The following is a 25,003-nucleotide window of genomic DNA, read 5'->3' as shown; positions in this document are numbered from 1 at the left end:
ACCAGCTGATTCAATAAAAATAATTGCGCGCATCATAGCACATTCTGAACTGTTCCGGCGGCTGGCCCTGGTTACGCTCATTCAATAAATTCGAACATGGGTCTCGAAATATTGCGCTTTCACCGCGCCATCGATAACCGTAGAGTGTAAACCATTGAGCGGAAAGTCTTCCGCGTAACAGACAGGAAACCACCATGAGCAAAGTTTTAGTTCTGAAATCAAGCATTCTTGCAGGCTACTCACAATCAAGCCAGCTCGCTGACTTCTACATCGAACAGGCAAAGGCCCAGGGTAAAGAGGTTACCGTACGTGACCTGGCGGCTAACCCGATCCCGGTACTGGATGGCGAGTTAGTGGGTGCAATGCGTCCCTCTGATACCCCGCTGTCACCTCGTCAGCAGGAGGCTCTGGACCTGTCTGATGAACTGATTGCAGAACTGCAGGCTCATGATGAAGTGGTGATTGCCGCGCCAATGTACAACTTCAACATCCCGACGCAACTGAAAAACTATTTCGACCTGATTGCCCGTGCTGGCGTGACGTTCCGCTACACCGAAGCAGGCCCGGAAGGTCTGGTTAAAGGCAAAACGGCAGTCGTTATCTCCAGCCGTGGCGGCATTCATAAAGATACCCCTACTGACCTGCTGACCCCTTACGTCAAGCTGTTCCTGGGCTTCATCGGCATCACTGACGTTGAGTTCGTGTTTGCTGAAGGCATCGCTTACGGTCCGGAAGTGGCCAGCAAAGCGACCGCTGAAGCGAAAGACGCTATCAAGCAGATCGTGACGGCATAAGTCTCACTCATCTCAGGATGACGCTTTAAAAGACCGGGCCATGCGCCCGGTTTTTTTTCGCCGGTTACTGACTGCTTTCTGCCGCTTTTCTCAGCCACTGACCGTTAATGCCGCGCACATATTCCCCCGCTGCCGCACGGCTCACCAGCTTCTGTCCGGCAATACTGGCGACATCGGCCGTGGAGAGATTATTCTGTTCTGCCAGTCGCTGATACTCCTGCTGACGTCCGGCATTAATACGCTGCACCAGTGCCAGCGTTTCACTATCCTGCGCACGTGCCGCCAGATAGCCGGAGAGCGTTTCACCTGCCCGCCCCGATTGACGCGCCTGATCCAGCGTCAGTGCCCAGGCAGGCTGCGCCATCGTCAGGGCGAGGAACAGCACCGCGCTTATGCGTTTCATCGTTGCTCTCCTCAGAACAGACCGCTCTGGTTTTTCAATAGCGCTTCCACGTCTTTATCGACTTTGATGTGGATCTCATGTTCGATTTTCACGTTCATGTTGATGGTGATGGGATCTTTAGGTGCCGTGACTTCAATGCGCGGCACGCAGCCGATGCTCAGCAGTCCGGCCGCCAGAACCAGTAGTGCCCTCAGGCTCATGGTGAAGTGTCCTTGTTGGATGGCAAATTCGCATGTTGCTCTAACCAGGATTGCAAATTATCGCCAAAGCGCAGGCTGCGCCAGAGCTGAAACAGGTTTTCCTGATGATGATAGTTGAGATTAACCGTCTGACGACGGTTACTGAACTGGCTGACGCCCTGCACCTGCGCCTCCATGGTGAGGTCGCCAAGATTATCCAGATTGATCGTGGCCCAGCTGCGGGAGACTTCCATATAGCGTAACCAGTCCAGCGCGGCGCCCGTCGCCACGTTATTGCGGGTAATCGCATCCGCCATATCTTTATCCAGCCGGAAGGTCAGCGGACTGCTGTTGGCAATCCACCCTTTCTCCACCAGCCAGTGTGGATTATTGAGCCACAGCGGCAGTTCACCGTTGACCTTGCCCGACATGGCAAACTGTTTAGGTTTCAGCGCCGTCACCAGCTCGCTGAGGCTGATATTGCGCAGCGACACCCGGGCTGGCTCATGCTGCGGCATGCGCAAAGCGGGCAGCGTAATTTGTCCGCCCAGCAGATCAAGGCTGACATCCTGCAACGTCAGCGGCGCCTGTTCGGACCACGGCCAGTTACCCTGCAGGTCAGCGCGAATATTCTGCATCGCAAACTGGTTCTTAACCTCGGCAATGCGCAGTGATACCGGGCCATGCTGACCAAACTGCCATTGCTGCTCATGGAATCTGAACGGCAACGAGAAATCGATACCGTTAACCTGGCTGTCAGGCGTCCAGATGCTGCCCTGTTTTACCGTCCAGTGGCCTCCCGCCTGGAAACCCTGCTCACTTGCGGCGGAAAAAGCGACCTGTGCCTGCAAACTGCCGCCCTGGATCTGCATTTTCATGTCGGGGCTGAGCAACGGCTGAAACACCGTCAGCGACTGTGCCGGCCACCAGGCCTGGCCGCGCAGCCGTTCGCCATCCCAGCGGCCGTTAACCCGCAGCGGGCCAACCTTGCCCGCCTGTAAACTGCCTCGCCAGATAAAATAGCCGGGATCACGACCTTTAGCCTCAAAGTCGAGCGTGGAGTCTGCCAGATGTCCGCCATAGCTGAAGCGGGTCTCTCCTGCCTGCAGGCGGAAATGCCCATTGAACGCCGGATGCGCCGCATCACGCTGCCAGTTTACCGGTTTAGTCAGTGTCAGACGCGGTTTTGCAACGTTGACACTGCCATACGCCAGCTGATTAAAACCGGTGGACAAGGTATCCAGATGGATCAGGGTGTCGTGCCAGCCGCCCGTGCCTTTAACATCCCAGCGCGCCTGCAGCGGCAGCATCTCGCCACCTCCCCAGTAGCGCCAGTTCCATTCGCCCTTATCGGGCCAGAAATCATCGGCGCGGCCATCAAGATGCAACCGGAAGCGGCCAAAACTGGCATCGTGCGCATTGAGAATGGCCTGCAGGCGGCCATCAATACCCTGCGAGGAGAGTCGTACGCCCGCCAGCGGCCAGCGCGCTTCGTCCACTTCCAGCGTTGACAGCAACCGGCCCCGCAGGCGCAGCAGCGATTTAGGTTGCAGCACCAGTTGAGGATCGAGGATCGAGCCGCTGAGCACGCCCGGAATGGAGCCGTAAAGTTGCAGGTCGGCCAGCTTGCTTTCGCCGGTTAGCTGAAACGGCAGGTTGCTGTTGGTCAGGCTGAGATTGCCGGGCCCGACGCCGAGCACCACGTTGCCCTTGCCGCCGCGTCCCTGGGTCAGCAGGTTAACGCGACCGCTAATCTGGCTACTTTCAAGGCCAGACTGCCAGTTATCCAGCGTCAGGTTAACAAACCCTGATAGCGGCTGAGCCTCCAGCGGCCAGAAGTATTCGCCCTTTTCAATCCGAATCTGATCGCGGCTGATCTGCCACGGCAGTCTGAGAAGCGGCCGGGTCACTTTGGCCATTGCCACGCGTAGCTCGCCCTGCTGCTGCTGCCAGTTAAGCGTCAGCTTCAGGGGATGCGGCAGCGCGTCCAGCGCCAGCTGTCCGGTCACCTCGCCGTTCACCGGCAGATCAGTGGCAAAGGTGGGTAACGCCAGATGACCACTCAGCGTGACGGGTTCAGGAAGTGCAGGATGGGTAAGCGTCAGGCGACTGATAGCGAGCTGCTGACCGGTCAGCGTTGCCGCCAGCTGCAGATTATCGCCCTGATAACTGAGTTGCTGACGATCTTTTTCCAGCGTCAGATCCAGCGCGCCCGCATACGTCTGCCACGGCGTAACGATTAATTTGCCCAGATGAACGTCGGCGCCAGGCAGCATTGCCTGCCATTCGGCCAGCGTTTTGGGGGCTGCCGTGCTGCCATCACTGGCAGGTAATTTTTGCAGGCAGGTGCTATCCAGCGTCAGCTCTGACGCATTCAGTTTCCAGCGCGACTGATGCCAGCCCAGTGACACCGCCTTTACCGTTGCCAGGGAGCAATCCCCTGCGAGATAACGAAGTTGTGGCAACCACAGGCCACCCTCCCGCCAGCGCGGTGCGCCCGACAGCTCAATGCGGGTATCTTCAGGTAGCCAGATGCCGACCAGCCGCGGCAGCCATTGCGTGACAGTCAAGATCAGGCCGAGCAGCAGCAGAATCAGCGCCAGAATGACGGCCAGCCGTCGCCGGAACATCCGTGGCATAAAAGCCATAATCCTTTTCCTTACAGTATCCTGACAACGATGATGGCATGTAATCTGCCAGAGGTGAAGGTCTGCGCCGGACACAAGTCAGCTGTTTCAGCAAAGTCAGTCAGAAAACGTTATCCTTGCTCTATCACCTCTGCAGGAGCACAACGATGAAAATCGCGGTTTACAGCACCAAACATTACGATCAGAAATACCTTGAGCAGGTCAATCAGCAGTTCGGCTTTGAACTGGTGTTTTTTGACTTTTTACTCTCTGAAAGCACCGCCAAAACCGCTGTGGGTTGCGATGCTGTCTGTATCTTTGTAAACGATGACGGCAGTCGCCCGGTGCTGGAAGAGCTGGCCGGGCTGGGTGTGAAATACATCGCGCTGCGCTGTGCCGGTTTCAATAATGTTGATCTGGCTGCTGCAAAAGAGCTGGGTCTGGAAGTGGTGCGCGTGCCGGCCTACTCACCGGAAGCGGTCGCTGAACATACTATCGGCCTGATGATGACCCTGAATCGCCGTATTCATCGCGCTTATCAGCGTACCCGTGACGCAAACTTTTCGCTCGACGGCCTGACCGGTTTCAACATGCATAACAAAACCGCGGGTATTATCGGTACCGGTAAAATCGGGATCGCGACGATGCGGATTCTGAAAGGTTTTGGTATGCGGCTGCTGGCGTATGATCCCTACCCGAGTGAGCAGGCGCTGGAACTGGGCGCGGAATATGTCGATCTGAAGACGCTGTTTGCTGAATCCCACGTCATTACCCTGCACTGTCCGCTGACGCCGGAAAATCATCATCTGCTCAACGCCGACGCGTTTAAACAGATGCGTGATGGGGTGATGGTTATCAACACCAGTCGGGGTGGTCTGATTGATTCACAGGCGGCGATTGACGCGCTGAAACAGCAGAAAATCGGCGCGCTCGGCATGGATGTTTATGAGAATGAACGTGATCTGTTCTTTGAAGATAAGTCGAATGATGTGATTCAGGACGATGTGTTCCGCCGTCTGTCGGCGTGCCATAACGTGTTGTTCACCGGCCATCAGGCGTTTTTAACCGCCGAAGCGCTGACCGCCATTTCTGAAACGACACTGAATAATCTCAGCCAGCTCGACCGGGGTGAAAACTGCCCGAACCGACTCTCTGCCTGACTGTGCGGGCCGGAGCGATCCGGCCTGATCATCAGCGCGCGCAATTCCCGCCAATTAACGCCTGCTCATCACAGCGACGTCCATTGACTAACTGACACATCCCCACTCTTGAGCCATCCAGCTGATGCGAAAATGCCAGCGTTCCACCCGCATTTGAACAGGTGCTTTCTGCCAGGGAAGACATCACCACCCGTGGCTGGATGTGGGCGGCGGTGGCTTGTTGCGGTGGCTCGTTATCATCACTGTTGCTGCTGCAGGCAGAGAGTAATAATGCGGCACCGGCCAGCAAAAAAGTGGCTGCTTTCATCAGTCGGACTCCGGGAAGTGGGGGAAAAGGCTGGCTCAGCATATGTCAGGCAGCACAACGGGTCGAGAGGTGAAACAGCTTTTTACAAAATTCTCCGGCGTCATTTGCAAGCAGAATTATCTTGTTTACCTGTTATCGCTGAACTGTCACCCTTTTTCGGCCCTTATTAATTCGGAGTAAAGCCATGTTAATGGATATGTTAATTCGCATAGCGCTGGCCGGTATTCTCGGCGGCCTGATCGGCATGGAGCGCCAGATGCGGGCCAAAGAAGCGGGACTGCGTACCCATATTCTGGTCGGTATCGGCAGTGCGATGTTTATGCTGGTATCGAAATATGGCTTCGCCGATATGCTCAATAGTGACCATGTGGCACTGGATCCCAGCCGTATTGCTGCCCAGGTAGTCAGCGGCATGGGTTTCCTTGGCGCAGGCACCATTATGATTCAGAAGCAGGTGGTGAAAGGCTTAACCACGGCGGCGGGATTATGGGTGACTGCGGCGATTGGTCTGGTGATTGGTAGCGGCATGTATGAGATAGGCATTTATGGCACAGTGCTGGCGCTGGTGGTGCTGGAAGTCTTCCGCCGCCTGAGCCATTTTCTCATCGGTAAACATCATACGCTGCTGGTTTTTCTTAAGCCCAAAAGTGTGCCGCTGGTGCTGCTGGTCATGCAGCGGGAAGGCATTCGCTATGGCAATGTGACGGTGATTAATCGGGATGAGGAGAGTGGTCTGTGTGAGCTCAGCGTTCAGGTAACGCTGTCCCGCAAATCAAACGATGCTCACCTCTACGATAAGGTCATGGAGATCAAAGGAGTTCAGTCGCTGGAGATGATATAAATTCCTTTCCATAAAGATCATTCCTGCTGAACACAGGCCGGTCAGCGCTAGGACGTTGCAGAAGGGAGTTATCGGTGCGCACTGCCTTCTGCCCTCTCCATCAGATTCATCTATTATCATCATCATGCAGCCTGACCTGAGATATAGAGCCCGCCGGGAATTAATGTCATAATCCGTGATTGTTTATTAAGGTAACCATTTATCCGGGGAAAAATGCGCCAGAACTCTGACCATCGTGACGAAACCCTGTCCGCTTCTGTACGTAAAAGTAGCTGGCCAGCACTGAGCATGCTCATCTTTACGCTGATAGCAGGCGCAGTGGCCATCATGATGATCCTGGATCATCGTAATTCCATAAATAATGCGCTTGAGACCGGACAGTGTCTGGTGGGGGAAGGCGCTGAAAGTTTGCTGGAAGTGCTCAGACATTTTTTACATCATGCTTATCGCTGGATTTTTAAAGCCTGTGGTTAGTAATAATGAATTCAGTGCAGCAGGAAATGCAGTAATCCGTGTCGGTTTACCAGCAACAAAACGCCGCAATACATGACTGCAACATAGCAGAGTAAAAAGAGTATCAGCGTCAATATAAATCGGACACCATAATTTTTTATATCGTGAGTGTTTACCGGATGTTTCATCGAATTTAAAGTTTGCTCCGTCCTTATTCACCTATATAGCCAGCAATTTAACGATTTGTTACGCTGCCCGCATTACCACGATGTGCGGAACGATGAAGTCACAGCTGGTCTCTCAGGAAAAACAGTTATGAGTGTAAAAATTAAAGCCGCCCTTTTTAACTTTCATATTCATTTTAATGGCTTTAATTTCACCCTTCTGCTTTGAAAAGCAACAGTTTTGGACGTGGTGATATCTGCCAGTAGAATCGATTCAGATTTAATGGGATACAAAAAAACAGTGATGCCTGTGCATCTTACGCATTCCCAATTATAACCCGGCAGTGTCAACGCATATTCAACAGCAGCGTTTTTCAGATTCAGGCGTTAATGAAATTAACAGTGCATCAGGATATTTAACTCCCTGCGAATTTATAGCAACAATTCGAAGGGAAATTTAAAATCAGATAAGCATAAACAGGACTCCGTTTATGCATGATTGATTAATAGCGGTGCATGCTCTTTTTTTTGTTAACTGGTCGCTCTGATGAAATATCTGTTAATTATCACAATCATTTTTATGACTGCGGGTTGTGCGGCAAAAAAAGAGAATGCGCGGGCTGATGCTTACCAGGCATCACTGCCATCCTGTTCTGCGCACAATGATGAAATCGATTGCCAGTGGAAAGATGTGCCAGCCAGCTGACATCGCATAGTTGAACGCTATCCGTGACACATCAGCCCGCAATTTTTGGGTAATGACCTGGTAAGGCCCGCCCTCATTTTTCACTGAGTACCGCCGCATCGATTTATATCGCTGCCCCCTTAACGGGTAGTCTCTGCCGGATTTCCCGGGCGGCTATCCGCTGATTACTTCACTCCAGTACTGGCATTCGCGGCAACAATCCGTACCATACGCTGCATATTCGTGACACCGCAGTGAAGTGTCTGGCTGAACGCGCACGGCAATTTGCCCTTTAGCTACGCTTTCTGGATTTTGAGATAGGTAAAAATGCAAGATAATCAAACGGTTGACAAGAAAGAACAGTACAACCTCAATAAACTGCAAAAACGTCTGCGTCGTAACGTCGGCGAAGCCATTGCAGATTTTAATATGATTGAAGAAGGCGACCGCATCATGGTCTGCCTGTCGGGCGGCAAAGACAGCTACACCATGCTGGAAATTTTGCGCAGTCTGCAAAAAAGTGCGCCGGTCAACTTCAGCCTGATTGCCGTTAACCTCGACCAGAAACAGCCGGGCTTCCCTGAGCATATCCTGCCGGAATATCTTGAGTCGCAGGGCGTTGAGTATCGGATTATCGAAGAAGATACCTACTCCATCGTCAAAGATAAGATCCCGGAAGGCAAAACCACCTGCTCACTCTGCTCGCGCCTGCGCCGTGGCATTCTCTATCGCGTCGCAACTGAGCTGGGCTGTACTAAAATTGCGCTGGGCCACCATCGCGATGACATTCTGCAGACGCTGTTCCTGAACATGTTTTACGGCGGAAAAATGAAAGGCATGCCGCCAAAGCTGATGAGCGACGATGGCAAGCAGATTGTGATCCGTCCGCTGGCTTACTGCCGCGAGAAAGATATCATCCGCTTCTCAGAAGCGCGTCAGTTCCCGATTATTCCGTGTAACCTCTGCGGTTCTCAGCCGAACCTGCAGCGTCAGGTGGTGGCCGATATGCTGCGAGACTGGGATAAGCGCTATCCTGGCCGTATCGAAACCATGTTCAGCGCGATGCAGAATGTGGTGCCGTCACATATGGCGGATATCAACCTGTTCGATTTTAAAGGCATTAAGCATGGCGATGCGGTGGTTGACGGCGGGGATCTCGCCTTTGACCGGGAATCTCTGCCGCTGCAGCCAATTGGCTGGCGGGCTGATGAAGAGGATGCCCCGGATACCAGCGCGCGTCTGGATGTGATTCAGATTAAATAAGTGCTGGAAAGGTTAAGGGCGTGCTGCTGGCAGCACGCCCTTTTTTTATATGTTGCGATGCGGTGGTGGATCCATTATCGGCGGAAATTCCGGATCTGTCGGCGGATCAGGCTGGGGTTGTGGCTGAGGAATAGGCTCAGGAATCGGGATCGGATCCGTGGGGATCGGCTCGCTGTTAAGAATCGCGCTCATGCCGTACTCCTTTTGTTGCGAATGGACTTTAAGCTTAGGTAAGGAACGGCGTTACAGCCAGGCGGGCAAAAAAAAAGCCGGCACACGGGCCGGCATGTTTCGAATTAAATGTGCTATGCATTAATTCTAAATTAGGAAGTAAGACAATATGGAGCGCAACGCCCATCGCTTGACGTTGCATTCACCTGCGGGAGAGAGTTTGCGTCAGCAGCGACAATGGGTTCTTGATGTCGATCAGCTTTTGCGTCCTTAACTGGATTTTCAGCGCAGATAACCGATACGCTACGCATAACGCTAGAGCCAGCGCCGCTTGCGCAGGTACCCCGCTACCCCCACGGCCAGTGCCACCAGCAGCAGACAGAAGATAGAGAAACCGTATCGCCATTCGCCGCCTGGAATACCGCCCAGGTTGACGCCAAACAGGCCGGTCAGGAAGGTGGCTGGCAGAAAAATCATCGCCATCAGTGACATGGTATAGGTACGTCGGTTCATCGACTCCGCCATCGCAGAAGCAACCTCATCAGCCAGAATCGCGGTACGCGCCACCCCCGCATCCAGATCATCCAGCCCGCGTCCCAGCCGATCGGCGATTTCCTGCATCCGGCGGCGTTCGGTGTCATCCATCCAGGCCAGTTTTTCACTGGCCAGCCGCGCATAGACATCACGCTGCGGCGCCATATACCGCCGCATCACAATCAGCTGTTTGCGCAGCAGGCCGAGTTCGCCTCGTGCCGGCATCCGCTGGTCAAGCAGCGCATCTTCCAGCTCAATGATTTTGTCATGTAAATCTTCGATAAACTCGCTGGTGTGATCGGTCAGGGCATCACAGATATCGACCAGCCAGCTACCGCAGTCAATCGGGCCGTTACCATTCTGCAAATCCGTGAGGACTTCATCGACGGCAGAAACTTTACGCCGCCGGGTCGAGACGATGAGCTTATCGTTGATAAATACCCGCATCACCACCAGCTGGTCGCGACGCGCATCGCTGTTGTGGTTGACGCTGCGCAGCACGATCATAAAGCCGTCGCCCAGCCGGCTGACGCGTGGACGCATACTGTCGCCCGCTAAGGCGTCACGCACGGCATCAGGGATTTGTGTCGTCGACTGCAGCCATTCCGCGCTCTTACGGTGGGTATAGTTCAGATGGAGCCAGCAGGGCTGCTCACACTGGATGACTTCATCTTCAGCAATCGGGATCATCCCGCCCTTGCCATCCAGCTGGCAGGAAATTATGGCATCTGAAACCTGTAATGCTTTTCCTTCAATTACGTCCACACCGTCGCCTCACTACTAAAATCAATACGATACAGTCTAGCGTGACGGTGTTGAGTTGCAATCTCCGGGCTGTGTAGAAAGATGTCAGAGGGTGGCCGGTTGACCGGCCACCTGCACTCAGTGCTTTTCAATCCACAGTTCACGACTGTAGGCGACATCTTCAGGGTTAGTGATGGGATAGCCTTTGACCCAGGATTTAATCAGGCGGCCATTGGTGTACTGATAGATGGGGGCGATCGGAGCCTGCTCAGCCAGGATCTGCTCGGCACGGTTGTAGTCGCTGTTACGTACCTGATCGCTGGTCTCCCGGCTGGCTTTGGCGATAACCGCATCATAATCCGCGTTGCTAAAGCGCGCGATGTTGCTGCTGTTGCCCGACGTCAGCAGATTCAGGAAAGTGGAGGGTTCATTGTAGTCACCGACCCACGAGGCGCGGATCACATCGAAGTTTCCGCTGTTACGGCTGTCGATATAGGTTTTCCACTCCTGGTTCTCCAGCGTGACATCCACACCCAGGTTCTTTTTCCACATCGAGGCCACAGCAATCGCAATCTTTTGGTGGCTCTCAGAGGTGTTGTAGAGCAGTTTGAGTTTCAGCGGCTTGCCGGGACCGTAACCGGCAGCAGCGAGCAGCGATTTAGCCTGTGCATTCAGGCTGTTCTGATCGTGCTGTTGCATGAATGTGGGCAATGGCTTAAAGCCTGCTGTCACATCTGGCGTAAAGTGCCACGCCGGTTTCTCACCGGTGCCCAGCACTTTTTCAGCAATCACTTTCCGGTCGATAGACCAGGAGAGCGCTTTGCGAACCCGCACATCGGCCGTCGGCCCTTTCTGCGTGTTAAACGCGTAGTAATAGGTGCCTAACTGGTCAGGTGTGTAGACCTCTCCGGGCAGGGTTTTCTTCAGTAGTGCATACATGTTTTTCGGGAAGGATTCGGTGATATCAATATCGTTGGATCGATAACGTTTAGTGGCGCTCGACTCTTCATTAATCGGCACGAAAGTCACTTTCGTCAGCACCGAATGGGCATCATCCCAGTAGTGAGGATTACGTGTCAGTACGATTTTTTCGTTCACTACGCGTTCGCTAAGCTGATAGGCCCCGTTGCCCACCAGTTTGCCGGGTGACGTCCAGCTGTCACCCTGTTGCGCAATAATTTTCTGCGGCACCGGGAAAAGCGCCACGTTAGCCACCAGCGCCGGGAACCACGGCACCGGACGATCCAGCGTCACCTTCAGCTGGTTTTTACTCTGTGCGACCACACCCAGCTTGTCGGGCGTCATTTCGCCTTTGGTTATCGCTGCCGCATTTTGAATACCGCTTAAGCCCGCGAACCAGGCAAAGGCTGAACTGTTTTTCGGATCGACCAGGCGCTGCCAGCTGTAGACAAAATCCTGAGCCGTAACCGGATCACCGTTCGACCAGCGCGCGTTATTACGCAGCGTAAAGACCCAGGTTTTGTTATCACTGCTGCTCCAGCTCTGCGCCACGCCCGGCACGATTTTGCCCTGCGCATCCTGATTGGTCAGCCCTTCAAACAGATCGCGTATCACCTGAATTTCAGGCAGTCCTACCGCTTTAAGCGGATCGAGCGAAGCGGGTTCATCTTTAATATGGCGAACGATCTGCTGCTGTTCAGCCAGCTGTGCGCCAGCGGGTGGATTCGCCGCGATGGCGGGTGTGATGATGCTGCTCAGGCTGATTGCTGCCAGCGTCATGCGAAAGGTCTTGACCATTATCACTCCTTTACCCCAAAGAAGCGCTGCATCAGTCTGTTGCCGATGCAACTTGTGCAGGGCACTTTAGCGCAAATGGCTGACAGATAAATAGCTATTTTCCGCGCACGGCTTTTCCGCTACTTTTAGTAAAACCCTTTGAGGAAATAACTATGTCGCCACTCCATCCACGTCCCCTGCGCGGCAAACTGGACGTCCCCTATCAGCAGTATGGCCGCTCAGTGCTGGGCGCGCCGCTGCTCTGGTTTCCGGCGCCGCTGGGCGATCCCGAGAGCGGGTTGATTCTGGCGGGCACTCACGGTGATGAGAATGCGGCCATCGCCACCCTCTCCGCCGCATTACGGACGCTGCCTGATGGAATGCGTCGGCACCACGTGGTGTTGGCGGTCAATCCTGATGGCTGTCAGCTCGGACTGCGCGCGAACGCTAACGGCGTCGATCTCAACCGCAACTTTCCGGCGGCGAACTGGCAGTCAGGCGAGACGGTGTATCGCTGGAACAGCGCTGCCGATGAGCGTGATGTGGCGCTCTCGACCGGGGCTCATCCGGCTTCTGAACCGGAAACCCAGGCGCTCTGCGCGCTGATTCATCAGCTGAAACCACGCTGGATCGTCTCATGGCATGAACCGCTGGGCTGTATTGACGACCCGCATCAGGCAGAGATTGGTGGTTGGCTGGCCAGCCACACCGGCCTTCCGCGGGTCAGCAGTGTTGGTTATGACACACCAGGCTCATTCGGCAGCTGGTGTAAAGATCTCAGCCTGCCCTGCGTGACCGCTGAAATGCCGGTGATTTCAGTGGATGAAGCCACTGAAACCTACCTGGAGATGATGGTTAATCTGCTGCGCTGGCAGCAATGATCAGCTGACCGTTGCGCACTTTAATCGCCGGTTCTGCATCCACCGCCAGCCAGGTCGGCCCGTCGAGATCGGCAAAGCGGGTCTGCGGCACCAGCGGCAGTGCGGCGCGTATCGCCCGCGAGGTGCAGAGCATGCAGCCGAGCATTACCGCAAAACCCTGCTGCAGAGCCGCATTGGCCAGCGCCAGCGCCTCGGTCAGCCCGCCCGCTTTATCCAGCTTGATATTGACCATCTCATAACGGCCTCGCAACGACGCCAGACTTTCGCGGGTGTGACAGCTCTCATCGGCGCAGATGGGCAATGGATGGATAAAGTTCTCCAGCGCCGCATCCTCACCCGCTGGCAGGGGCTGTTCCAGCATCGCCACATTGATGTCCGCCAGCAGCTGACAGCGCGCCGCCAGACCTTCGGCGTGCCAGGATTCATTGGCATCCACAATCAGGGTCGCGTCCGGCACGGCGGCGCGAATCGCCATCAGCCGTTCGGTAATGAAATTATTATCCAGCTTAATCTTCAGTAGTGTTGCCCCATGCTGCCACAGCGCCAGCGCGCTGCTGGCCATCGCCTCGGGAGTATCAATGCTGACGGTCTGCGCGGTCACCACATCCTCCGGTGCAGTCACGCCACTAAGCTGCCAGAGGCTGCTCTGCTGCTGGTGTGAGGCGAGATCCCATAGTGCGCTGTCAATGGCGTTGCGCGCCGCCCCGGCGGGCAGCGCCTGTTGTAACGCCTCGCGCGTCATGCCCTGTTGCAGCGCGGGCAGCAGCGCGGCGATTTGCGCCAGCACCGACGCCTCGCTTTCACCATAGCGCGCATAAGGCGTCGCTTCGCCAACGCCTTTTACTCCGTCTTCCTCAATTTCAACCACCACCACTTTGACTTCAGTCCGGGTTCCACGGGCAATGACAAACGGCGTGTGCAACGGCCAGGCTTCGGGATAACTTTTTACCGTTCTCATTTCCACTCCACAATGTGTGACGCAGTGGCAGACCGCCACGTTAAATTCCACAATTGAACTCGTAAACCCTTAACATTTATGTCATAAACAACGGCTATCTTTAGCCGTTTTGTGTCAGATCTTTTTTATCATTAAAAGGAATCACTATGTCTCAGACTGTTCATTTTCAGGGTAATGCCGTACCGGTTGCTGGTCAGTTTCCTCAGGCTGGCGATAAAGCCAAAGCTTTCACGCTGGTAGCGAAAAACCTGGTTAACGTCGCGCTCTCTGAGTATGCAGGAAAACGCAAAATTCTGAACATTTTCCCGAGCGTAGATACCGGTGTCTGTGCTTCATCGGTGCGCAAGTTCAATCAGGCTGCAAGCGAACTGAATAACACCGTGGTGTTATGCATCTCTGCCGATCTGCCGTTTGCCCAGTCGCGCTTCTGTGGCGCAGAAAACCTGAACAACGTGGTGACGTTGTCGACGCTGCGCGGCTCAGAGTTTAAATATGATTATGGCGTGGAAATTGCCGATGGTGCGCTGGAAGGTCTGACCGCACGTGCCGTGATTGTGCTGGATGAGAACGATAAAGTGATCTACAGCCAGCTGGTTGATGAAATCACCACTGAGCCAGATTATGACGCTGCGCTGACCGCGCTGAAGTAATAAAAAAAGCGGATAACCAGGTTATCCGCTTCTCATCTTCTGTTTGCCGTTTACTCGCTTTCGGTGCGCTTCTGCCCCAGACCATACTCCCGCAATTTATTCGCAATCGCCGTATGCGACACACCAAGCCGTTTTGCCAGTTTTCGGGTGCTGGGATAGGAGAGATAGAGCCGCGTCAGAATTGACCGTTCGAAACGACTGGTGATCTGATCCAGCGTCCCTTCCAGCGCCTCATCGCCCAGTGACACATCCAGTGCCTGTTCAGGCAACACGATATCCTGCGGACGCAGTTCGTAACCTTCCAGTTGGGTTAACGCCCGATAAAGCGCATTTTTCAGCTGACGCACGTTACCAGGCCAGGCGTAGCGAGTCAGAAAAGCGTTAAGCTGCGGCGAGAGTCGCGGACGCGCCATTCCCTGCTCATCCGCAAAGCGGGCAACAAACATCTCGGTCAGCGGCAGTATATCCTGCGGACGATCGCGCAGAGGCGGCAGTTGCAGCGTCAGCACATTGAGCCGGTAAAAGAGATCCTCGCGGAATTCTCCGCGCTGCACCAGCTCAATCAGGTTTTTCTGCGTAGCGCAGATTACCCGCACATTGACATGCACTTCATGCTCTTCACCGACGCGGCGGAAGGTGCCATCATTGAGAAAACGCAGCAGCTTGGTCTGCATTCTCGGCGACATCTCACCAATCTCATCCAGCAGCACAGAGCCGCCGTTAGCCTGCTCAAAAAAGCCTTTCTTGCCTTCCAGCGCATTCGGATAGGCTCCGGCGGCATGACCAAACAGCTCGCTTTCAGCGACGTCATCTGGAAGTGAGGCACAGTTGAGCGCCAAAAAGGGATTCTTACCGCGGGCACTGCGCAGATGGCAGGCACGTGCCAGCATATCTTTCCCGGTGCCGGTGTCGCCAACAATCAGTAAAGGTGCATCAAGCATCGCCAGTTTACGCGCCTGATCCACCACCTGACGCATCTTCGGCGTGACAGCAATGATATGGTCAAACTCCGATTCATCGGTGACCACCAGATTCTGCAACTGACGACCCATGCGGGCTGTCGACTTCAGCATCACCATCGCCCCCACCGGCCTGTCATTCTGGCCCTCTTCGCCCGGCAGATAAATAGGACGCGCTTCCATCAGAAAATCGCGGCCCTCAATGACCACATGCTGCGCCTGCGCTTCAACCCGATCGCTCTCCAGCCAGCGCATGAAGTTGAAGCCGTTAATCAGGTTACCGGCGCTGAAGTTGCGCATCTTCTCTTCATCGAGATTAAACAGGTTCTGTGCGGCCGGATTAGCCAGTTCAACCTTGCTTTTCAGATCGATGGAGAAAACCGGATCCGGCATCGCCACCAACAGGGCGCTCAGCGCACGATGCTCGCGTTCAGAGGGCATGTACGCTACCGTGCGCACATCTGTTACGCCCGGTGTACGCCGGATTTCCGCCATCAGATTGCTGAAGGCGTCAAATTCCAGTGCAGAAAAGTTCAGGTAGATGCGGCCCAGCGCCGTGATTTCGATACCGCGTAAATCAATGTTGCGTGCCACCAGCAGATCGAGCAGTTCACGCGTCAGACCGAGTCGGTCCTGACAGAACACTTCCAGACGCATTGCGTTCGCCTTAATCAGGTTCAGATAAGACAATAATACGCTAAGTCGCGCACCTGCAGAAAGGGATCTGTCAGGAAAAGTTGACAGCTCCGGCGCGTATGGCGGACTTTTGTACTGCCGGAGAAAATCCTGATGAGTGGTCACAAATATTTGCCGGGATGGCGCATTTTATCAGGGAGAAAAATGGAATGGCCTACACGCTGCCAGCGGATCCGGTGATCACTGATGAGTCGGGCTGTCCGGGTGAGTGTCTGGTCATCGACTCCCGACAAGTGCTGCGCCAGCCACACTAAAGAATAAAGGCGGCAATGCCGCCTTTAATTTATCACGAGAGCGTCAGGCTGACTTATTGCCGCCCTTCTGCAACGCCTCTTTCAACTGGCCCAGCAGCTCACGACGGAAATCGCCAAGCCGTGGTTTATCCTGCTCCAGCCACGGCAGTGGACGGCACAGCTCCATCGCTTTGATGCCCAGTCTTGCAGTCAGCAAACCCGCGCCAATACCCTGCGCGGCGCGCGTGGAAAGCCGGGCGGCGATATCCTGCGACATCCAGTCCATACCCACTTCCCGCACCAGTTCGGAAGCCCCGGCAAAGGCCATGTTGAGCAGCACCAGACGGAATAGCCGGATGCGGCTGAAGTAGCCCAGCTCAATGCCGTAAATAGCCGCGATGCGATTGACCAGCCGCAGATTACGCCAGGCGATAAACGCCATATCCACCAGCGCCAGCGGGCTGACCGCAATCATCAGCGTGGCTTCAGCAGCATGACGGCTGATTTCGCGCCGCGCCTGCCGATCCAGCACCGGCTGCACCAGTTGCGCATATAAGCGGACAATTTCACTGTCATTGTGGGTTTCGTGCAGCGAGGCATGCCAGCGCTGCAGGGCCGGATGCGCCTGATCCAGCTCTGCCTGCTGCGCCAGTTTTTCGCAGAAGGCCCGGCCTTTGCCGATGCCATGACTGTGCAGCAGCTCACGGCCCACATCCCGCTCCTCGGCGCGCTGACGCAGCTGATAGAGACGACGCCACTCGGTGGTCAGCGCACCCACCCCCGCCAGGACGATCAGACCACCCGCCACGCCGCTGCCCAGTGAAAACCAGTCGCGGGCCAGCCAGGCGTCATGTGTCCACTGGACACCCTGCGCAATCACGCTGACGCCAAACAGCAGCGCGCCAGCGATCACCAGTTTGCGCCACAGGCTGCGCTTAGGTTTCAGCGCAGCCTCCACCGCCCGTTCACCTGCGCCCTCCTCTTCGACAGCGACTTCTTCATCCTGCACCGCCAGAAACGCCGCCTGCGCTTCCGCTTCAAAAGTCTGTGCCGGGCGCAGCGGCGTGGCGCTGCTCTCATCCAGCGGACGGGCAAAATCGATACGCGGCTTCAACGGATCACTCATCGCAATTTATCTCCCAATAAAAATTCCAGCGCGGCATCCATGCGGATATGTGGCAGCGGGCGATCGACGTCAAGCTGCTGCGGCCGGAACTGTTCAAACTGAAAACCCTGTTGTTGCCAGAAGGCATTACCAGGCAGACGCGGCGGGACTTCACCCGGATAGACGGTGAGCGGCTCACCATCATCCAGCCGGTTTCCGCGCAGGGCCGGGATCTTCTCGCCCCGGTGATCGACCAGCCCGCTCTGCGTCGCCTGCACCGACGCCAGCCCGATGCAATCCATGCTAATCCCCTCAAACGCCGCGTTCTGCCAGGCATCCTGCACCAGCTGCTGCAACAGTGACACCATATTGCCGTGCTGATCGCTGGTGATGTGATCGGCCTTGGTGGCGGCAAACAGCAATTTGTCGATTACCGGTGAAAAGAGCCGACGAAACAGGGTTCGCTGACCGTAATGAAAACTCTGCATCAGCTGCGTCAGTGCCAGCCGCATGTCGTTAAACGCCTGGGGTCCGCTGTTAAGCGGTTGCAGGCAGTCAACCAGCACAATCTGACGGTCAAAACGCAGGAAGTGATTTTTATAGAAACCTTTCACCACATGCTGACAGTAGTAGTTAAACCGCTGCTGCAGCATGCTGAAGTTACTGCCCTTGTCCGCCTGTGCCAGCTTAGTGAGTTGCGCTTCATCAGCCGTCGGCCAGGGGAAGAACTGCAGCGCGGGGGCGCCTGCCATATCGCCAGGCAGCACGAAGCGACCGGGCTGAATAAAGTGTAAGCCTTCAGATTTACAGCGATGCAGATAGTCGGTCCAGGCAGCGGCAATCTCTGCCAGCTGGGTTTCATCGGCGGGTGCAAGCGGGTCGAGTTTTTCGCAGAGGGTTCGCCAGGGCTTTGCCCACTCAGCACGATCGCCCTGCAGCAGACCGTTCATCTGCCGGGACCAGGCGAGATAATCCTGCGCCAGCATCGGCAGATCCAGCAGCCATTCGCCGGGATAGTCGACAATCTCCAGATAGAGTGTCGCGGTCTCTTTCAGATGACGCAGCAGCGAATCATTGGGACGATAACGCAGCGCCAGTCGCATTTCGCTGACGCCGCGTGTGGGTGTGGGCCAGGCAGGCGGCGTGCTGTAGAGCTGTGCCAGCCCTTCGTCATAGGTGAAACGGGCCGTGCCCATGTCACGCTGGGGCACCCGCTTTACGCCTAACAGGCGCTCATCCCGCACCACGGAAAACAGCGGCAAACGCGCGCCGCTGTGAACGGTTAAAAGCTGATTAACCAGTGAGGTGATGAAGGCGGTTTTGCCGCTGCGGCTTAATCCGGTTACCGCCAGCCGCAGGTGGCGATCAACGCCACGGTTCATCAACGCCATCAATTCAGTTTGCAGTCTTTTCATCTTTCTCCCTGATGAAGCGCGATGCCACCCGGTTCATCACGCGTTTCAGCAATGGCTCAAGCGCCACAGCCAGCAGCAGACGTAACGGGCGTCGCGCTACCGATTTCACTGCCCAGCCAGTGACACCGGCGGGACCGTAGGTAACAGCATTAATAATGATGAATTTAGCGGCCGACTTCAATGCAGGTGCCGCGCGGTGACGAAAAGCAGTGGATCGCGAAAAAGACATCAACACCTCCATTGAGTAAGCGAACGGGCCTGAGACAGGCCCGGCAATAACAGTAGCAGAATCAAATCTGGCGGAAGCGGCTGCGCACGCTGAAGGTTTCAGACGTCACATAGCGTTCCAGGTCGCGCACGCTGCGCTCATCCCGTTGCAGGGTGCTCTCCAGCTGATCCAGCAGTTCACTGGCGCTGGGCTGGCGCTCAGTCTGGAAGGCAGAGGCGGGTTTCACATCCAGCACAAAACCCAGCACAAAGTAGGCGATCACCGTAAAGAGAAACAGGCCAAAGAACAGTGATAACACCACGATGACACGCAGCAGACGAACCGGAATATCGAGATACTCTGCCAGGCCTGCGCAGACACCCATGAATTTCCCTTCATCTGGCTTGCGCCACAACTTGCGTCCTTTAATCATGGCTGCCTCCAGTTTGGATGTTCGGCGTCCAGAATCGCTTCCAGCGCGTCAATACGTTCGCGCATCCGCTGCGCGTCCTGGGTCACGCGCTGCAGGCGCTGGATTTCGTTTTGCGACAGTTCCGAACCGCCGTTGCGTTTGTTGTTGTAATGCAGCCATAACCAGATCGGTGCGACAAACAACACGAAGATCGTTAACGGTATGGCGAAAAAAAGTGCGCTCATTGACTCTCCTTAATCACTTATCGCAACGTCGATGATTACTCACTGCGGTTCATTTTGGCTTTCAGCGCATTAAGCTGCTCGCTGATTTCATCGTCCGCTTTCAGGTCAGTAAACTCCTGGTTCAGCGTCTTTGGTTTACCAAAACCGTGGCTTTCTGCTTCCGCTTCCATATGGTCGATGCGACGTTCAAAAGATTCAAACCGGGCCATTGCTTCATCGATCTTACCGCTGTCCAGCTGACGACGAACATCGCGTGATGAAGAGGCCGCCTGATGACGCAGCGTCAACGCCTGCTGGCGGGCACGTGTCTCACTCAGTTTTTTCTCCAGCTCGCTGATTTCGCCTTTCATGCGCTCCAGCGTCTCTTCAACATGACCCACTTCCTGTTTCAGGGAGGCGATAAGATCGGTCAGTTTCTGTTTTTCAATCAGCGCCGAACGGGCCAGATCATCTTTATCTTTGCGCAGCGCCAGCTCCGCTTTTTCCTGCCACTCAGCCTGCTGAATCTCCGCCTGCTCAATACGGCGTGACAACTGTTTCTTTTCAGCCAGTGCTCGTGCAGAGGTGGAGCGTACTTCAACTAAGGTGTCTTCCATTTCCTGAATCATCAGCCGGACCAGTTTCTGCGGATCTTCCGCACGCTCCAGCAGGGAATTAATGTTGGCATTAACGATGTCGGCGAAACGAGAAAAAATACCCATAATGATGTTCCTCTTTTAATGTTTTAAAACGTGAAGCCCTGCTGAGTTTATACAAAATGCGTGCCAATTTTATAATTTATTGATTTTTATAATATTTTAAATTTTACAGCCCTTCCCGCTTGTTTTAAGATAGTCAAAATGATTAAGGGGTGGCGAAATTCATCATGACAGGCACTAGCGATAATCTCCTGGGGGAGTCGAACAATTTTCTTGAGGTGCTGGAGCAGGTTTCCAAACTGGCTCCCCTTGAGAAACCGGTACTGGTGATTGGCGAGCGTGGAACGGGCAAAGAGCTGATCGCCAGCCGACTGCACTATCTCTCTGACCGCTGGCAGGGGCCGTTTATCTCGCTGAACTGTGCCGCGCTGAATGAAAATCTGCTCGATTCTGAACTGTTTGGTCATGAGGCTGGCGCCTTTACTGGCGCGCAGAAGCGCCATCTTGGCCGTTTTGAACGTGCTGACGGCGGCACGCTGTTTCTCGATGAGCTGGCAACGGCACCAATGCTGGTTCAGGAAAAGCTGCTCAGGGTAATTGAATATGGACAGCTGGAGCGGGTCGGCGGCAATCACTCCCTGCAGGTAAATGTGCGACTGGTCTGTGCGACCAACGAAGACCTGCCCGCGCTGGCGGCGGCGGGAAAATTCCGCGCCGATTTGCTGGATCGTCTGGCCTTTGATGTGGTGCAGTTACCGCCACTGCGCGAACGACGCAGCGATATACTGGTGATGGCCGACCATTTCGCTATCCAGATGTGTCGCGAGCTCGGCCTGTTACTTTTTCCCGGCTTTACCGCACGGGCACAGCAGGCTCTGCTTGATTACCACTGGCCCGGCAACGTTCGCGAACTTAAAAACGTGGTGGAGCGCTCCGTCTATCGTCATAACAGCAGCGAGCAGCCGCTGGATAATGTGATTATCAACCCGTTTGCTTCACGCCCTGAACCGATTGCTGTCATCCGGACCAGTCAGGAGGCGGATAGCAGCGCGCTGCCTGCCCTGCCGCTGGATCTGCGTCAATGGCAGAATCAGCAGGAGCGGGATCTGGTGGAAGCCAGCCTGCAACAGGCACGTTATAACCAACGCCGTGCGGCTGGCTTATTAGGCGTCACCTATCATCAGTTGCGCGCAATGATGAAGAAGCACGATATAAAAGCAGAGAGTTAATTAACGCCGCCCCAACCTATGATTTTTCTCTGCTTTGTGAATTAACAACCCGGTATAAACCGGGCTTTTTTTCACGTTGAGCCACCTATCCATTATGTGTTGTGCGACTTAGTCCCCATTTTTTCAGGTTGCCTGATGGCAGGAACCAGACCGACGCCAGCGGTAGCCATCACCACGGCCAGCGCTGACATCAGCAATACAGCACTCATACCAAAGTGTGTTGCCAGCGGCCCCGCGACCAGTTGTCCAAAGGGAATGGCGATAAAGGAACCCATTGCATCATAAGCGTACACGCGAGCCAGCTTATCCGGTGGGATATGAGTCTGTAATGAGTGCGCCCAGGTTACGCCGAACAGGCCCAATGACATGCCAGCAATGAAGAACCCTACTATCAGCAGTGCTGCTGACGCATCCTGGCTCAACATAAATATTGGAAGTGCGCAAAGACCTGCCAGCATCGCGCCAATCAGAAGGTCACGACGTGGATGCCATTTCATGGCCAGAAATGAACCTGCAATTAAACCTACGCTATGAGCAGCCACAATAATTCCCCATCGCGCCCGCCCGAAAGAGGCGTCGGCAATCATCGGGCCAAATACCTCTACAATTCCATTGAACGCGACGTTGATAATGGCGAACTGAAGGACTATCGACCAAATCCAGCTTCGTCCGGCGAACTCTGCCCAGCCTTCTTTGATATCGCGCAGGATATTGCCTTGCGAAGCCGCGGCTTTATTCGATTTCACACGGATCAGGAAATAGAGCGGCGCGGAAACAGCAAAACCCAGCGCATCAATTGCCAGCCCCCAGCCCGGCCCGACAGCGCTGGTGATAATTCCCCCCAGCGATGCCCCCATTACTGTACCGCCATAAATACCCAGCTGAATTAACGCGTTAGCCTGACGCAAATCCGTTGCAGGAACTACCTGCGGAACCAGCGCAGACGATGCAGGCAGTGCGATGCCTGCCGCCGCACCATTCAGGGCACCCAGCAAAGTCAGGCTAATGACAGTTGCTGAGCCATCGAGTACAGACCAGGCGACGATAGCCTGAGAAACAGCGGCAACTACTGCTGATGAAACTAATACCCTACTGCGTGAGTAGCGATCGGCGACAACACCGCCCACCAGCAGGAAAAGCACGTTACACAGTGAACGGGACGCAATCACTATCCCTAAATCAGAAGCAGACCCGCCAATATCCAGTACCGCAAAAGCCAGCGCAATGGGTGCAATCCCATTGCCCAGCACGGTGAACAGGCGTCCAAAAAAGAGATAGCGAAAGGATGTATGCTGAAAAGCCTGAACGTTTTTTTGGAATTTATTCATTGCCAGGAAGTGGGTGACCAGAAGATGAGCTTATAGTACCTGCGTTTTTGTAAAAGTTAAGCGCGATATTACACTTTCCAGCATCAGATACATCGAATGCATGCGGATATAAACACAATCTATAACTCAAGGGATTACATGATTTACTCTTCTGGTTTGAATCTTAACTAAACTAATGATACCAATACCCGTTAATAGTTGAATTGGCTTTTTAATCAGATTTACAGCAATTAATTGAACAATCCATTTCGCACTACATAACCATGGTGTGGAAAGATCCCAGCCATTACATATGAAATTATTAAATATTGATCTTTATCATTATGCCTTCGATTTTTTTAATATGCACTTGAGGTTTATGCAAAGCCAGCATTAACTATCCTCCAAAAGGAATATAACTTAACCCATTAAAGGATTTTTAATATGGCTATTCCAGCATATCTTTGGCTGAAAGATGATGGTGGTGCGAGCATCAATGGTTCAGTAGATGTTAAAGACCGAGAGGGAAGCATTGAAGTTACGGGTTTTTCTCATAACTTAAGACTGCCGACTGATTCTATGACAGGCAAGCCCACAGGGACAAGAAAACATGCACCCATCATCGTTCAAAAAGAATTCGATTCATCTTCGCCCTACCTTTATAAGGCAGTGGCAACTGGACAAACATTAAGGTCAGCCGAGTTCAGATGGTACAATATCAACTACGCAGGTCAGGAAGAAGAATACTTCAACATACTACTTGAAAATGTCAGAATTGTCGGTATTTCGCCTATTATGCATGACACTAAAGACCCTGAAAAAGAAAAACATAATCATCTTGAATGCGTTGAGTTTGCTTACGAGAAAATAACCTGGAAGCATTGTGATGGTAACATCATTTTTTCAGATAGCTGGAATGAAAAGGCATAAATCATGAGATATCCTGCCTTAGCGGCATCTCCCTCTCCTCCTTATGATATTCTATCATTTACTCCAGCTGGAGTTTCGTTGATAAACAATATGATGGTTGCACGTTTTCACAGGGGACCCTCAGCCCTGACATATGTCTGGTTTTATAACCAGGTTAAAGGACATGGCCCATGGGATTATAAATTTCAACATGGGAGCCAATATGAACATTTTGGTAATTTTCATTATGGTGCTGTGGGGCATGCCGCTGGAATAAAAGACGCTGTTCTTCTTCGCGCAGCCGGTTGGGCGCAAAACCGGGCCGGAACCCGCAGAGAGGAATTTGATGTCTGGTATGGCGCAGCGCCTTTTGGAGATGACCCTGACGATCAATACTGGATAAGAGCCGGGATAGATTATGCAAAACGTTCCGGTTTTTAAAAAGCGCACGCTGGTTCTGATGCTGATGCTGATGACTATTGTCTTTGCAGGCTGGCGACTTTCGCAGTTATCACCGCTTGAACAGTCGATCATCAGGAAAGTTAACGTCAGCAGCCGGATTAACCTTTACATCACCGAAGCCAGTGCGGGTGCCACAACTGCCTTCTCATACCGTTTTTATCTTTATGATGCATCCCGAAGCGATGACTCTTTTAAAGAAAGTCTGAACGACGACCTAAAGCCTTTCCTGATCACCTCAGATGGTGACGTCTTTCCTCGGGTTCTTGATAAAGCGGTATATTTGACGATAAACGGCGAGATTTTCGCTTTCCACAATTTGCCTGGTATTCGCATCAACGAGGAGCCCTATTCCGTCCCGGTCTTCCTCACCGCTTCACCACTTTAATCCCCTTTGCTTGCAATCCCTTCCCCGTCCAGGCTGGCATGCCACTCTGCATAAGCCAAAAAAAAGCCCGCCAACAGGCGGGCAACGATACTGGAAGCAATGTGAGCAATGTCGTGCTCTTCTACGGCAGAGCCACCGTCGAAGCGCAGATGAATAATAATCATTCTTATTATCATCTGTAAACAAGTTATTGAGAATTTTTCTCATTACTAAACCTTCTGTGCGCTCTTTTTACCGCCGCGATGATGA

The 25,003-nt window shown here is 53.9% G+C and carries 27 protein-coding genes; 11 read left to right on the top strand and 16 right to left on the bottom strand.

The genetic code is table 11. The annotated features are described in order from the left end of the window. Positions 1-194 precede the first annotated feature (194 nt). A complete protein-coding gene (gene azoR, locus LC417_RS02775) occupies positions 195-794 on the top strand; it encodes an FMN-dependent NADH-azoreductase (RefSeq protein WP_010244651.1) in 600 nt (199 codons plus the stop codon). A 64-nt stretch (positions 795-858) separates the two neighbouring features. Here azoR and LC417_RS02770 read toward each other — a convergent pair whose 3' ends face one another. Genes LC417_RS02770 through LC417_RS02760 form a run of 3 tightly spaced genes read right to left on the bottom strand, consistent with a single transcriptional unit; the run spans position 859 to position 4,024 of the window. After that, a complete protein-coding gene (locus LC417_RS02770; protein WP_033779117.1) occupies positions 859-1,197 on the bottom strand; it encodes a YdbL family protein in 339 nt (112 codons plus the stop codon). A gap of 11 nt (positions 1,198-1,208) precedes the next feature. Continuing rightward, positions 1,209-1,397 (bottom strand): YnbE family lipoprotein, encoded by a 189-nt coding sequence (locus LC417_RS02765; RefSeq protein WP_009090058.1) that lies wholly within the window; start codon positions 1,395-1,397, stop codon positions 1,209-1,211. Further along, on the bottom strand, positions 1,394-4,024 hold the full coding sequence (locus LC417_RS02760; protein ID WP_304622682.1) for a YdbH family protein: 2,631 nt from the start codon (positions 4,022-4,024) through the stop codon (positions 1,394-1,396). The genes LC417_RS02765 and LC417_RS02760 overlap by 4 nt, the downstream gene beginning before the upstream one ends. 146 nt (positions 4,025-4,170) lie before the next feature. On the opposite strand from LC417_RS02760, the gene LC417_RS02755 reads away from it, so the two are divergent. Beyond that, entirely contained in the window at positions 4,171-5,163 is a 993-nt protein-coding gene (locus LC417_RS02755) for a 2-hydroxyacid dehydrogenase (RefSeq protein ID WP_050679889.1), read from the top strand. A gap of 31 nt (positions 5,164-5,194) precedes the next feature. Here the strand turns inward: LC417_RS02755 and LC417_RS02750 are convergent, their stop codons facing one another. Then, positions 5,195-5,470 (bottom strand): DUF333 domain-containing protein, encoded by a 276-nt coding sequence (locus LC417_RS02750; protein ID WP_003853763.1) that lies wholly within the window; start codon positions 5,468-5,470, stop codon positions 5,195-5,197. Positions 5,471-5,654: 184 nt separating this feature from the next. Between LC417_RS02750 and LC417_RS02745 the strand changes: the two genes are divergently transcribed. The 3 genes from LC417_RS02745 to ttcA all read left to right on the top strand — a co-directional run bounded on the left by LC417_RS02745 (position 5,655) and on the right by ttcA (position 8,876). Then, positions 5,655-6,311 (top strand): MgtC/SapB family protein, encoded by a 657-nt coding sequence (locus LC417_RS02745; RefSeq protein WP_050679888.1) that lies wholly within the window; start codon positions 5,655-5,657, stop codon positions 6,309-6,311. 213 nt (positions 6,312-6,524) lie between these two features. Next, positions 6,525-6,785 (top strand): hypothetical protein, encoded by a 261-nt coding sequence (locus LC417_RS02740; RefSeq protein ID WP_050679887.1) that lies wholly within the window; start codon positions 6,525-6,527, stop codon positions 6,783-6,785. Positions 6,786-7,940: 1,155 nt separating this feature from the next. Further along, positions 7,941-8,876, top strand: coding sequence for a tRNA 2-thiocytidine(32) synthetase TtcA (ttcA, locus tag LC417_RS02735; protein ID WP_033767345.1), 936 nt, complete (start codon positions 7,941-7,943; stop codon positions 8,874-8,876). A 486-nt stretch (positions 8,877-9,362) separates the two neighbouring features. Here the strand turns inward: ttcA and zntB are convergent, their stop codons facing one another. Together zntB and LC417_RS02725 are read right to left on the bottom strand one after the other, a co-directional pair. Beyond that, the gene (zntB, locus tag LC417_RS02730; RefSeq protein WP_010244630.1) at positions 9,363-10,346 is read right to left on the bottom strand and encodes a zinc transporter ZntB; all 984 of its coding nucleotides are present in this window, start codon (positions 10,344-10,346) and stop codon (positions 9,363-9,365) included. 117 nt (positions 10,347-10,463) lie between these two features. Beyond that, the gene (locus LC417_RS02725) at positions 10,464-12,083 is read right to left on the bottom strand and encodes an ABC transporter substrate-binding protein (RefSeq protein ID WP_223565418.1); all 1,620 of its coding nucleotides are present in this window, start codon (positions 12,081-12,083) and stop codon (positions 10,464-10,466) included. Between the two features lie 152 nt (positions 12,084-12,235). Here LC417_RS02725 and mpaA point away from each other — a divergent pair, with 152 nt between their 5' ends. Then, complete coding sequence (gene mpaA, locus LC417_RS02720; RefSeq protein WP_010670220.1) at positions 12,236-12,943, top strand: murein tripeptide amidase MpaA; 708 nt, start codon at positions 12,236-12,238, stop codon at positions 12,941-12,943. Here the strand turns inward: mpaA and ycjG are convergent. After that, on the bottom strand, positions 12,918-13,901 hold the full coding sequence (ycjG, locus tag LC417_RS02715) for an L-Ala-D/L-Glu epimerase (protein WP_010670221.1): 984 nt from the start codon (positions 13,899-13,901) through the stop codon (positions 12,918-12,920). The two genes, mpaA and ycjG, sit on opposite strands and share 26 nt — an antisense overlap. 146 nt (positions 13,902-14,047) lie before the next feature. Here ycjG and tpx point away from each other — a divergent pair, with 146 nt between their 5' ends. Continuing rightward, positions 14,048-14,551: a thiol peroxidase gene (tpx, locus tag LC417_RS02710; protein ID WP_010244619.1), complete on the top strand. Its 504-nt coding sequence runs from the start codon at positions 14,048-14,050 to the stop codon at positions 14,549-14,551. Between the two features lie 50 nt (positions 14,552-14,601). Here the strand turns inward: tpx and tyrR are convergent, their stop codons facing one another. From tyrR to pspA, 7 genes are all read right to left on the bottom strand, one after another. Beyond that, positions 14,602-16,167 carry a transcriptional regulator TyrR gene (gene tyrR, locus LC417_RS02705; protein ID WP_031591537.1) on the bottom strand — a complete coding sequence of 522 codons (1,566 nt, stop codon included), beginning with the start codon at positions 16,165-16,167 and terminating at the stop codon, positions 14,602-14,604. Positions 16,168-16,503: 336 nt separating this feature from the next. Beyond that, positions 16,504-17,565, bottom strand: a complete 1,062-nt coding sequence (locus tag LC417_RS02700) for a YcjF family protein (protein WP_010670224.1) — start codon at positions 17,563-17,565, stop codon at positions 16,504-16,506. Further along, complete coding sequence (locus LC417_RS02695) at positions 17,562-18,959, bottom strand: YcjX family protein (protein ID WP_010244602.1); 1,398 nt, start codon at positions 18,957-18,959, stop codon at positions 17,562-17,564. Before LC417_RS02695 ends, LC417_RS02700 begins: the two co-directional genes overlap by 4 nt. Further along, a complete protein-coding gene (gene pspD, locus LC417_RS02690) occupies positions 18,940-19,188 on the bottom strand; it encodes a phage shock protein PspD (RefSeq protein ID WP_010670225.1) in 249 nt (82 codons plus the stop codon). The genes LC417_RS02695 and pspD overlap by 20 nt, the downstream gene beginning before the upstream one ends. A 61-nt stretch (positions 19,189-19,249) precedes the next feature. Beyond that, positions 19,250-19,600, bottom strand: coding sequence for an envelope stress response membrane protein PspC (pspC, locus tag LC417_RS02685; RefSeq protein ID WP_061703921.1), 351 nt, complete (start codon positions 19,598-19,600; stop codon positions 19,250-19,252). After that, positions 19,597-19,824 (bottom strand): envelope stress response membrane protein PspB, encoded by a 228-nt coding sequence (pspB, locus tag LC417_RS02680; protein ID WP_010670226.1) that lies wholly within the window; start codon positions 19,822-19,824, stop codon positions 19,597-19,599. The genes pspC and pspB overlap by 4 nt, the downstream gene beginning before the upstream one ends. A gap of 35 nt (positions 19,825-19,859) precedes the next feature. After that, positions 19,860-20,525, bottom strand: coding sequence for a phage shock protein PspA (gene pspA, locus LC417_RS02675; protein ID WP_052271819.1), 666 nt, complete (start codon positions 20,523-20,525; stop codon positions 19,860-19,862). A 164-nt stretch (positions 20,526-20,689) separates the two neighbouring features. Between pspA and pspF the strand changes: the two genes are divergently transcribed. Next, complete coding sequence (pspF, locus tag LC417_RS02670; RefSeq protein ID WP_010244584.1) at positions 20,690-21,691, top strand: phage shock protein operon transcriptional activator; 1,002 nt, start codon at positions 20,690-20,692, stop codon at positions 21,689-21,691. A gap of 92 nt (positions 21,692-21,783) precedes the next feature. Here pspF and LC417_RS02665 read toward each other — a convergent pair whose 3' ends face one another. Continuing rightward, positions 21,784-23,019 carry an MFS transporter gene (locus tag LC417_RS02665; protein WP_223565417.1) on the bottom strand — a complete coding sequence of 412 codons (1,236 nt, stop codon included), beginning with the start codon at positions 23,017-23,019 and terminating at the stop codon, positions 21,784-21,786. 423 nt (positions 23,020-23,442) lie between these two features. Here LC417_RS02665 and LC417_RS02660 point away from each other — a divergent pair, with 423 nt between their 5' ends. From LC417_RS02660 to LC417_RS02650, 3 genes are read left to right on the top strand one after another with little or no spacing between them, the layout of a single operon-like run. After that, positions 23,443-23,928: an Hcp family type VI secretion system effector gene (locus tag LC417_RS02660; RefSeq protein ID WP_033757795.1), complete on the top strand. Its 486-nt coding sequence runs from the start codon at positions 23,443-23,445 to the stop codon at positions 23,926-23,928. A 3-nt stretch (positions 23,929-23,931) separates the two neighbouring features. Beyond that, the gene (locus LC417_RS02655; RefSeq protein WP_072101287.1) at positions 23,932-24,348 is read left to right on the top strand and encodes a polymorphic toxin type 44 domain-containing protein; all 417 of its coding nucleotides are present in this window, start codon (positions 23,932-23,934) and stop codon (positions 24,346-24,348) included. Beyond that, positions 24,326-24,754 carry a hypothetical protein gene (locus tag LC417_RS02650; protein WP_223565416.1) on the top strand — a complete coding sequence of 143 codons (429 nt, stop codon included), beginning with the start codon at positions 24,326-24,328 and terminating at the stop codon, positions 24,752-24,754. Before LC417_RS02655 ends, LC417_RS02650 begins: the two co-directional genes overlap by 23 nt. Here LC417_RS02650 and LC417_RS02645 read toward each other — a convergent pair. Next, on the bottom strand, positions 24,751-24,918 hold the full coding sequence (locus LC417_RS02645) for a hypothetical protein (protein WP_223565415.1): 168 nt from the start codon (positions 24,916-24,918) through the stop codon (positions 24,751-24,753). The two genes, LC417_RS02650 and LC417_RS02645, sit on opposite strands and share 4 nt — an antisense overlap. Positions 24,919-25,003: the final 85 nt, after the last annotated feature.

Source organism: Pantoea sp. OVA07A (assembly GCF_019969975.1).
GTDB lineage: Bacteria > Pseudomonadota > Gammaproteobacteria > Enterobacterales > Enterobacteriaceae > Pantoea > Pantoea agglomerans.
Note: the sequence above shows the minus strand (reverse complement) of the source record. Positions and strands in the feature narration are given on the sequence as shown.

What these genes read in the sequence shown, in the direction of transcription:
- tpx (WP_010244619.1), top strand. Translation starts at nt 14,048, where the DNA reads ATGTCTCAGACTGTTCATTTTCAGGGTAATGCCGTACCGGTTGCTGGT.
- LC417_RS02755 (WP_050679889.1), top strand. Translation starts at nt 4,171, where the DNA reads ATGAAAATCGCGGTTTACAGCACCAAACATTACGATCAGAAATACCTT.
- LC417_RS02745 (WP_050679888.1), top strand. Translation starts at nt 5,655, where the DNA reads ATGTTAATGGATATGTTAATTCGCATAGCGCTGGCCGGTATTCTCGGC.
- tyrR (WP_031591537.1), bottom strand. Translation starts at nt 16,167, where the DNA reads ATGCGTCTGGAAGTGTTCTGTCAGGACCGACTCGGTCTGACGCGTGAA.
- mpaA (WP_010670220.1), top strand. Translation starts at nt 12,236, where the DNA reads ATGTCGCCACTCCATCCACGTCCCCTGCGCGGCAAACTGGACGTCCCC.
- azoR (WP_010244651.1), top strand. Translation starts at nt 195, where the DNA reads ATGAGCAAAGTTTTAGTTCTGAAATCAAGCATTCTTGCAGGCTACTCA.
- LC417_RS02750 (WP_003853763.1), bottom strand. Translation starts at nt 5,470, where the DNA reads ATGAAAGCAGCCACTTTTTTGCTGGCCGGTGCCGCATTATTACTCTCT.
- pspD (WP_010670225.1), bottom strand. Translation starts at nt 19,188, where the DNA reads ATGTCTTTTTCGCGATCCACTGCTTTTCGTCACCGCGCGGCACCTGCA.
- pspC (WP_061703921.1), bottom strand. Translation starts at nt 19,600, where the DNA reads ATGATTAAAGGACGCAAGTTGTGGCGCAAGCCAGATGAAGGGAAATTC.
- LC417_RS02770 (WP_033779117.1), bottom strand. Translation starts at nt 1,197, where the DNA reads ATGAAACGCATAAGCGCGGTGCTGTTCCTCGCCCTGACGATGGCGCAG.
- ttcA (WP_033767345.1), top strand. Translation starts at nt 7,941, where the DNA reads ATGCAAGATAATCAAACGGTTGACAAGAAAGAACAGTACAACCTCAAT.
- ycjG (WP_010670221.1), bottom strand. Translation starts at nt 13,901, where the DNA reads ATGAGAACGGTAAAAAGTTATCCCGAAGCCTGGCCGTTGCACACGCCG.
- LC417_RS02695 (WP_010244602.1), bottom strand. Translation starts at nt 18,959, where the DNA reads ATGAAAAGACTGCAAACTGAATTGATGGCGTTGATGAACCGTGGCGTT.
- pspB (WP_010670226.1), bottom strand. Translation starts at nt 19,824, where the DNA reads ATGAGCGCACTTTTTTTCGCCATACCGTTAACGATCTTCGTGTTGTTT.
- LC417_RS02665 (WP_223565417.1), bottom strand. Translation starts at nt 23,019, where the DNA reads ATGAATAAATTCCAAAAAAACGTTCAGGCTTTTCAGCATACATCCTTT.
- LC417_RS02660 (WP_033757795.1), top strand. Translation starts at nt 23,443, where the DNA reads ATGGCTATTCCAGCATATCTTTGGCTGAAAGATGATGGTGGTGCGAGC.
- pspF (WP_010244584.1), top strand. Translation starts at nt 20,690, where the DNA reads ATGACAGGCACTAGCGATAATCTCCTGGGGGAGTCGAACAATTTTCTT.
- LC417_RS02645 (WP_223565415.1), bottom strand. Translation starts at nt 24,918, where the DNA reads ATGATTATTATTCATCTGCGCTTCGACGGTGGCTCTGCCGTAGAAGAG.
- LC417_RS02725 (WP_223565418.1), bottom strand. Translation starts at nt 12,083, where the DNA reads ATGGTCAAGACCTTTCGCATGACGCTGGCAGCAATCAGCCTGAGCAGC.
- LC417_RS02760 (WP_304622682.1), bottom strand. Translation starts at nt 4,024, where the DNA reads ATGGCTTTTATGCCACGGATGTTCCGGCGACGGCTGGCCGTCATTCTG.
- pspA (WP_052271819.1), bottom strand. Translation starts at nt 20,525, where the DNA reads ATGGGTATTTTTTCTCGTTTCGCCGACATCGTTAATGCCAACATTAAT.
- LC417_RS02700 (WP_010670224.1), bottom strand. Translation starts at nt 17,565, where the DNA reads ATGAGTGATCCGTTGAAGCCGCGTATCGATTTTGCCCGTCCGCTGGAT.
- LC417_RS02740 (WP_050679887.1), top strand. Translation starts at nt 6,525, where the DNA reads ATGCGCCAGAACTCTGACCATCGTGACGAAACCCTGTCCGCTTCTGTA.
- LC417_RS02650 (WP_223565416.1), top strand. Translation starts at nt 24,326, where the DNA reads ATGCAAAACGTTCCGGTTTTTAAAAAGCGCACGCTGGTTCTGATGCTG.
- LC417_RS02765 (WP_009090058.1), bottom strand. Translation starts at nt 1,397, where the DNA reads ATGAGCCTGAGGGCACTACTGGTTCTGGCGGCCGGACTGCTGAGCATC.
- LC417_RS02655 (WP_072101287.1), top strand. Translation starts at nt 23,932, where the DNA reads ATGAGATATCCTGCCTTAGCGGCATCTCCCTCTCCTCCTTATGATATT.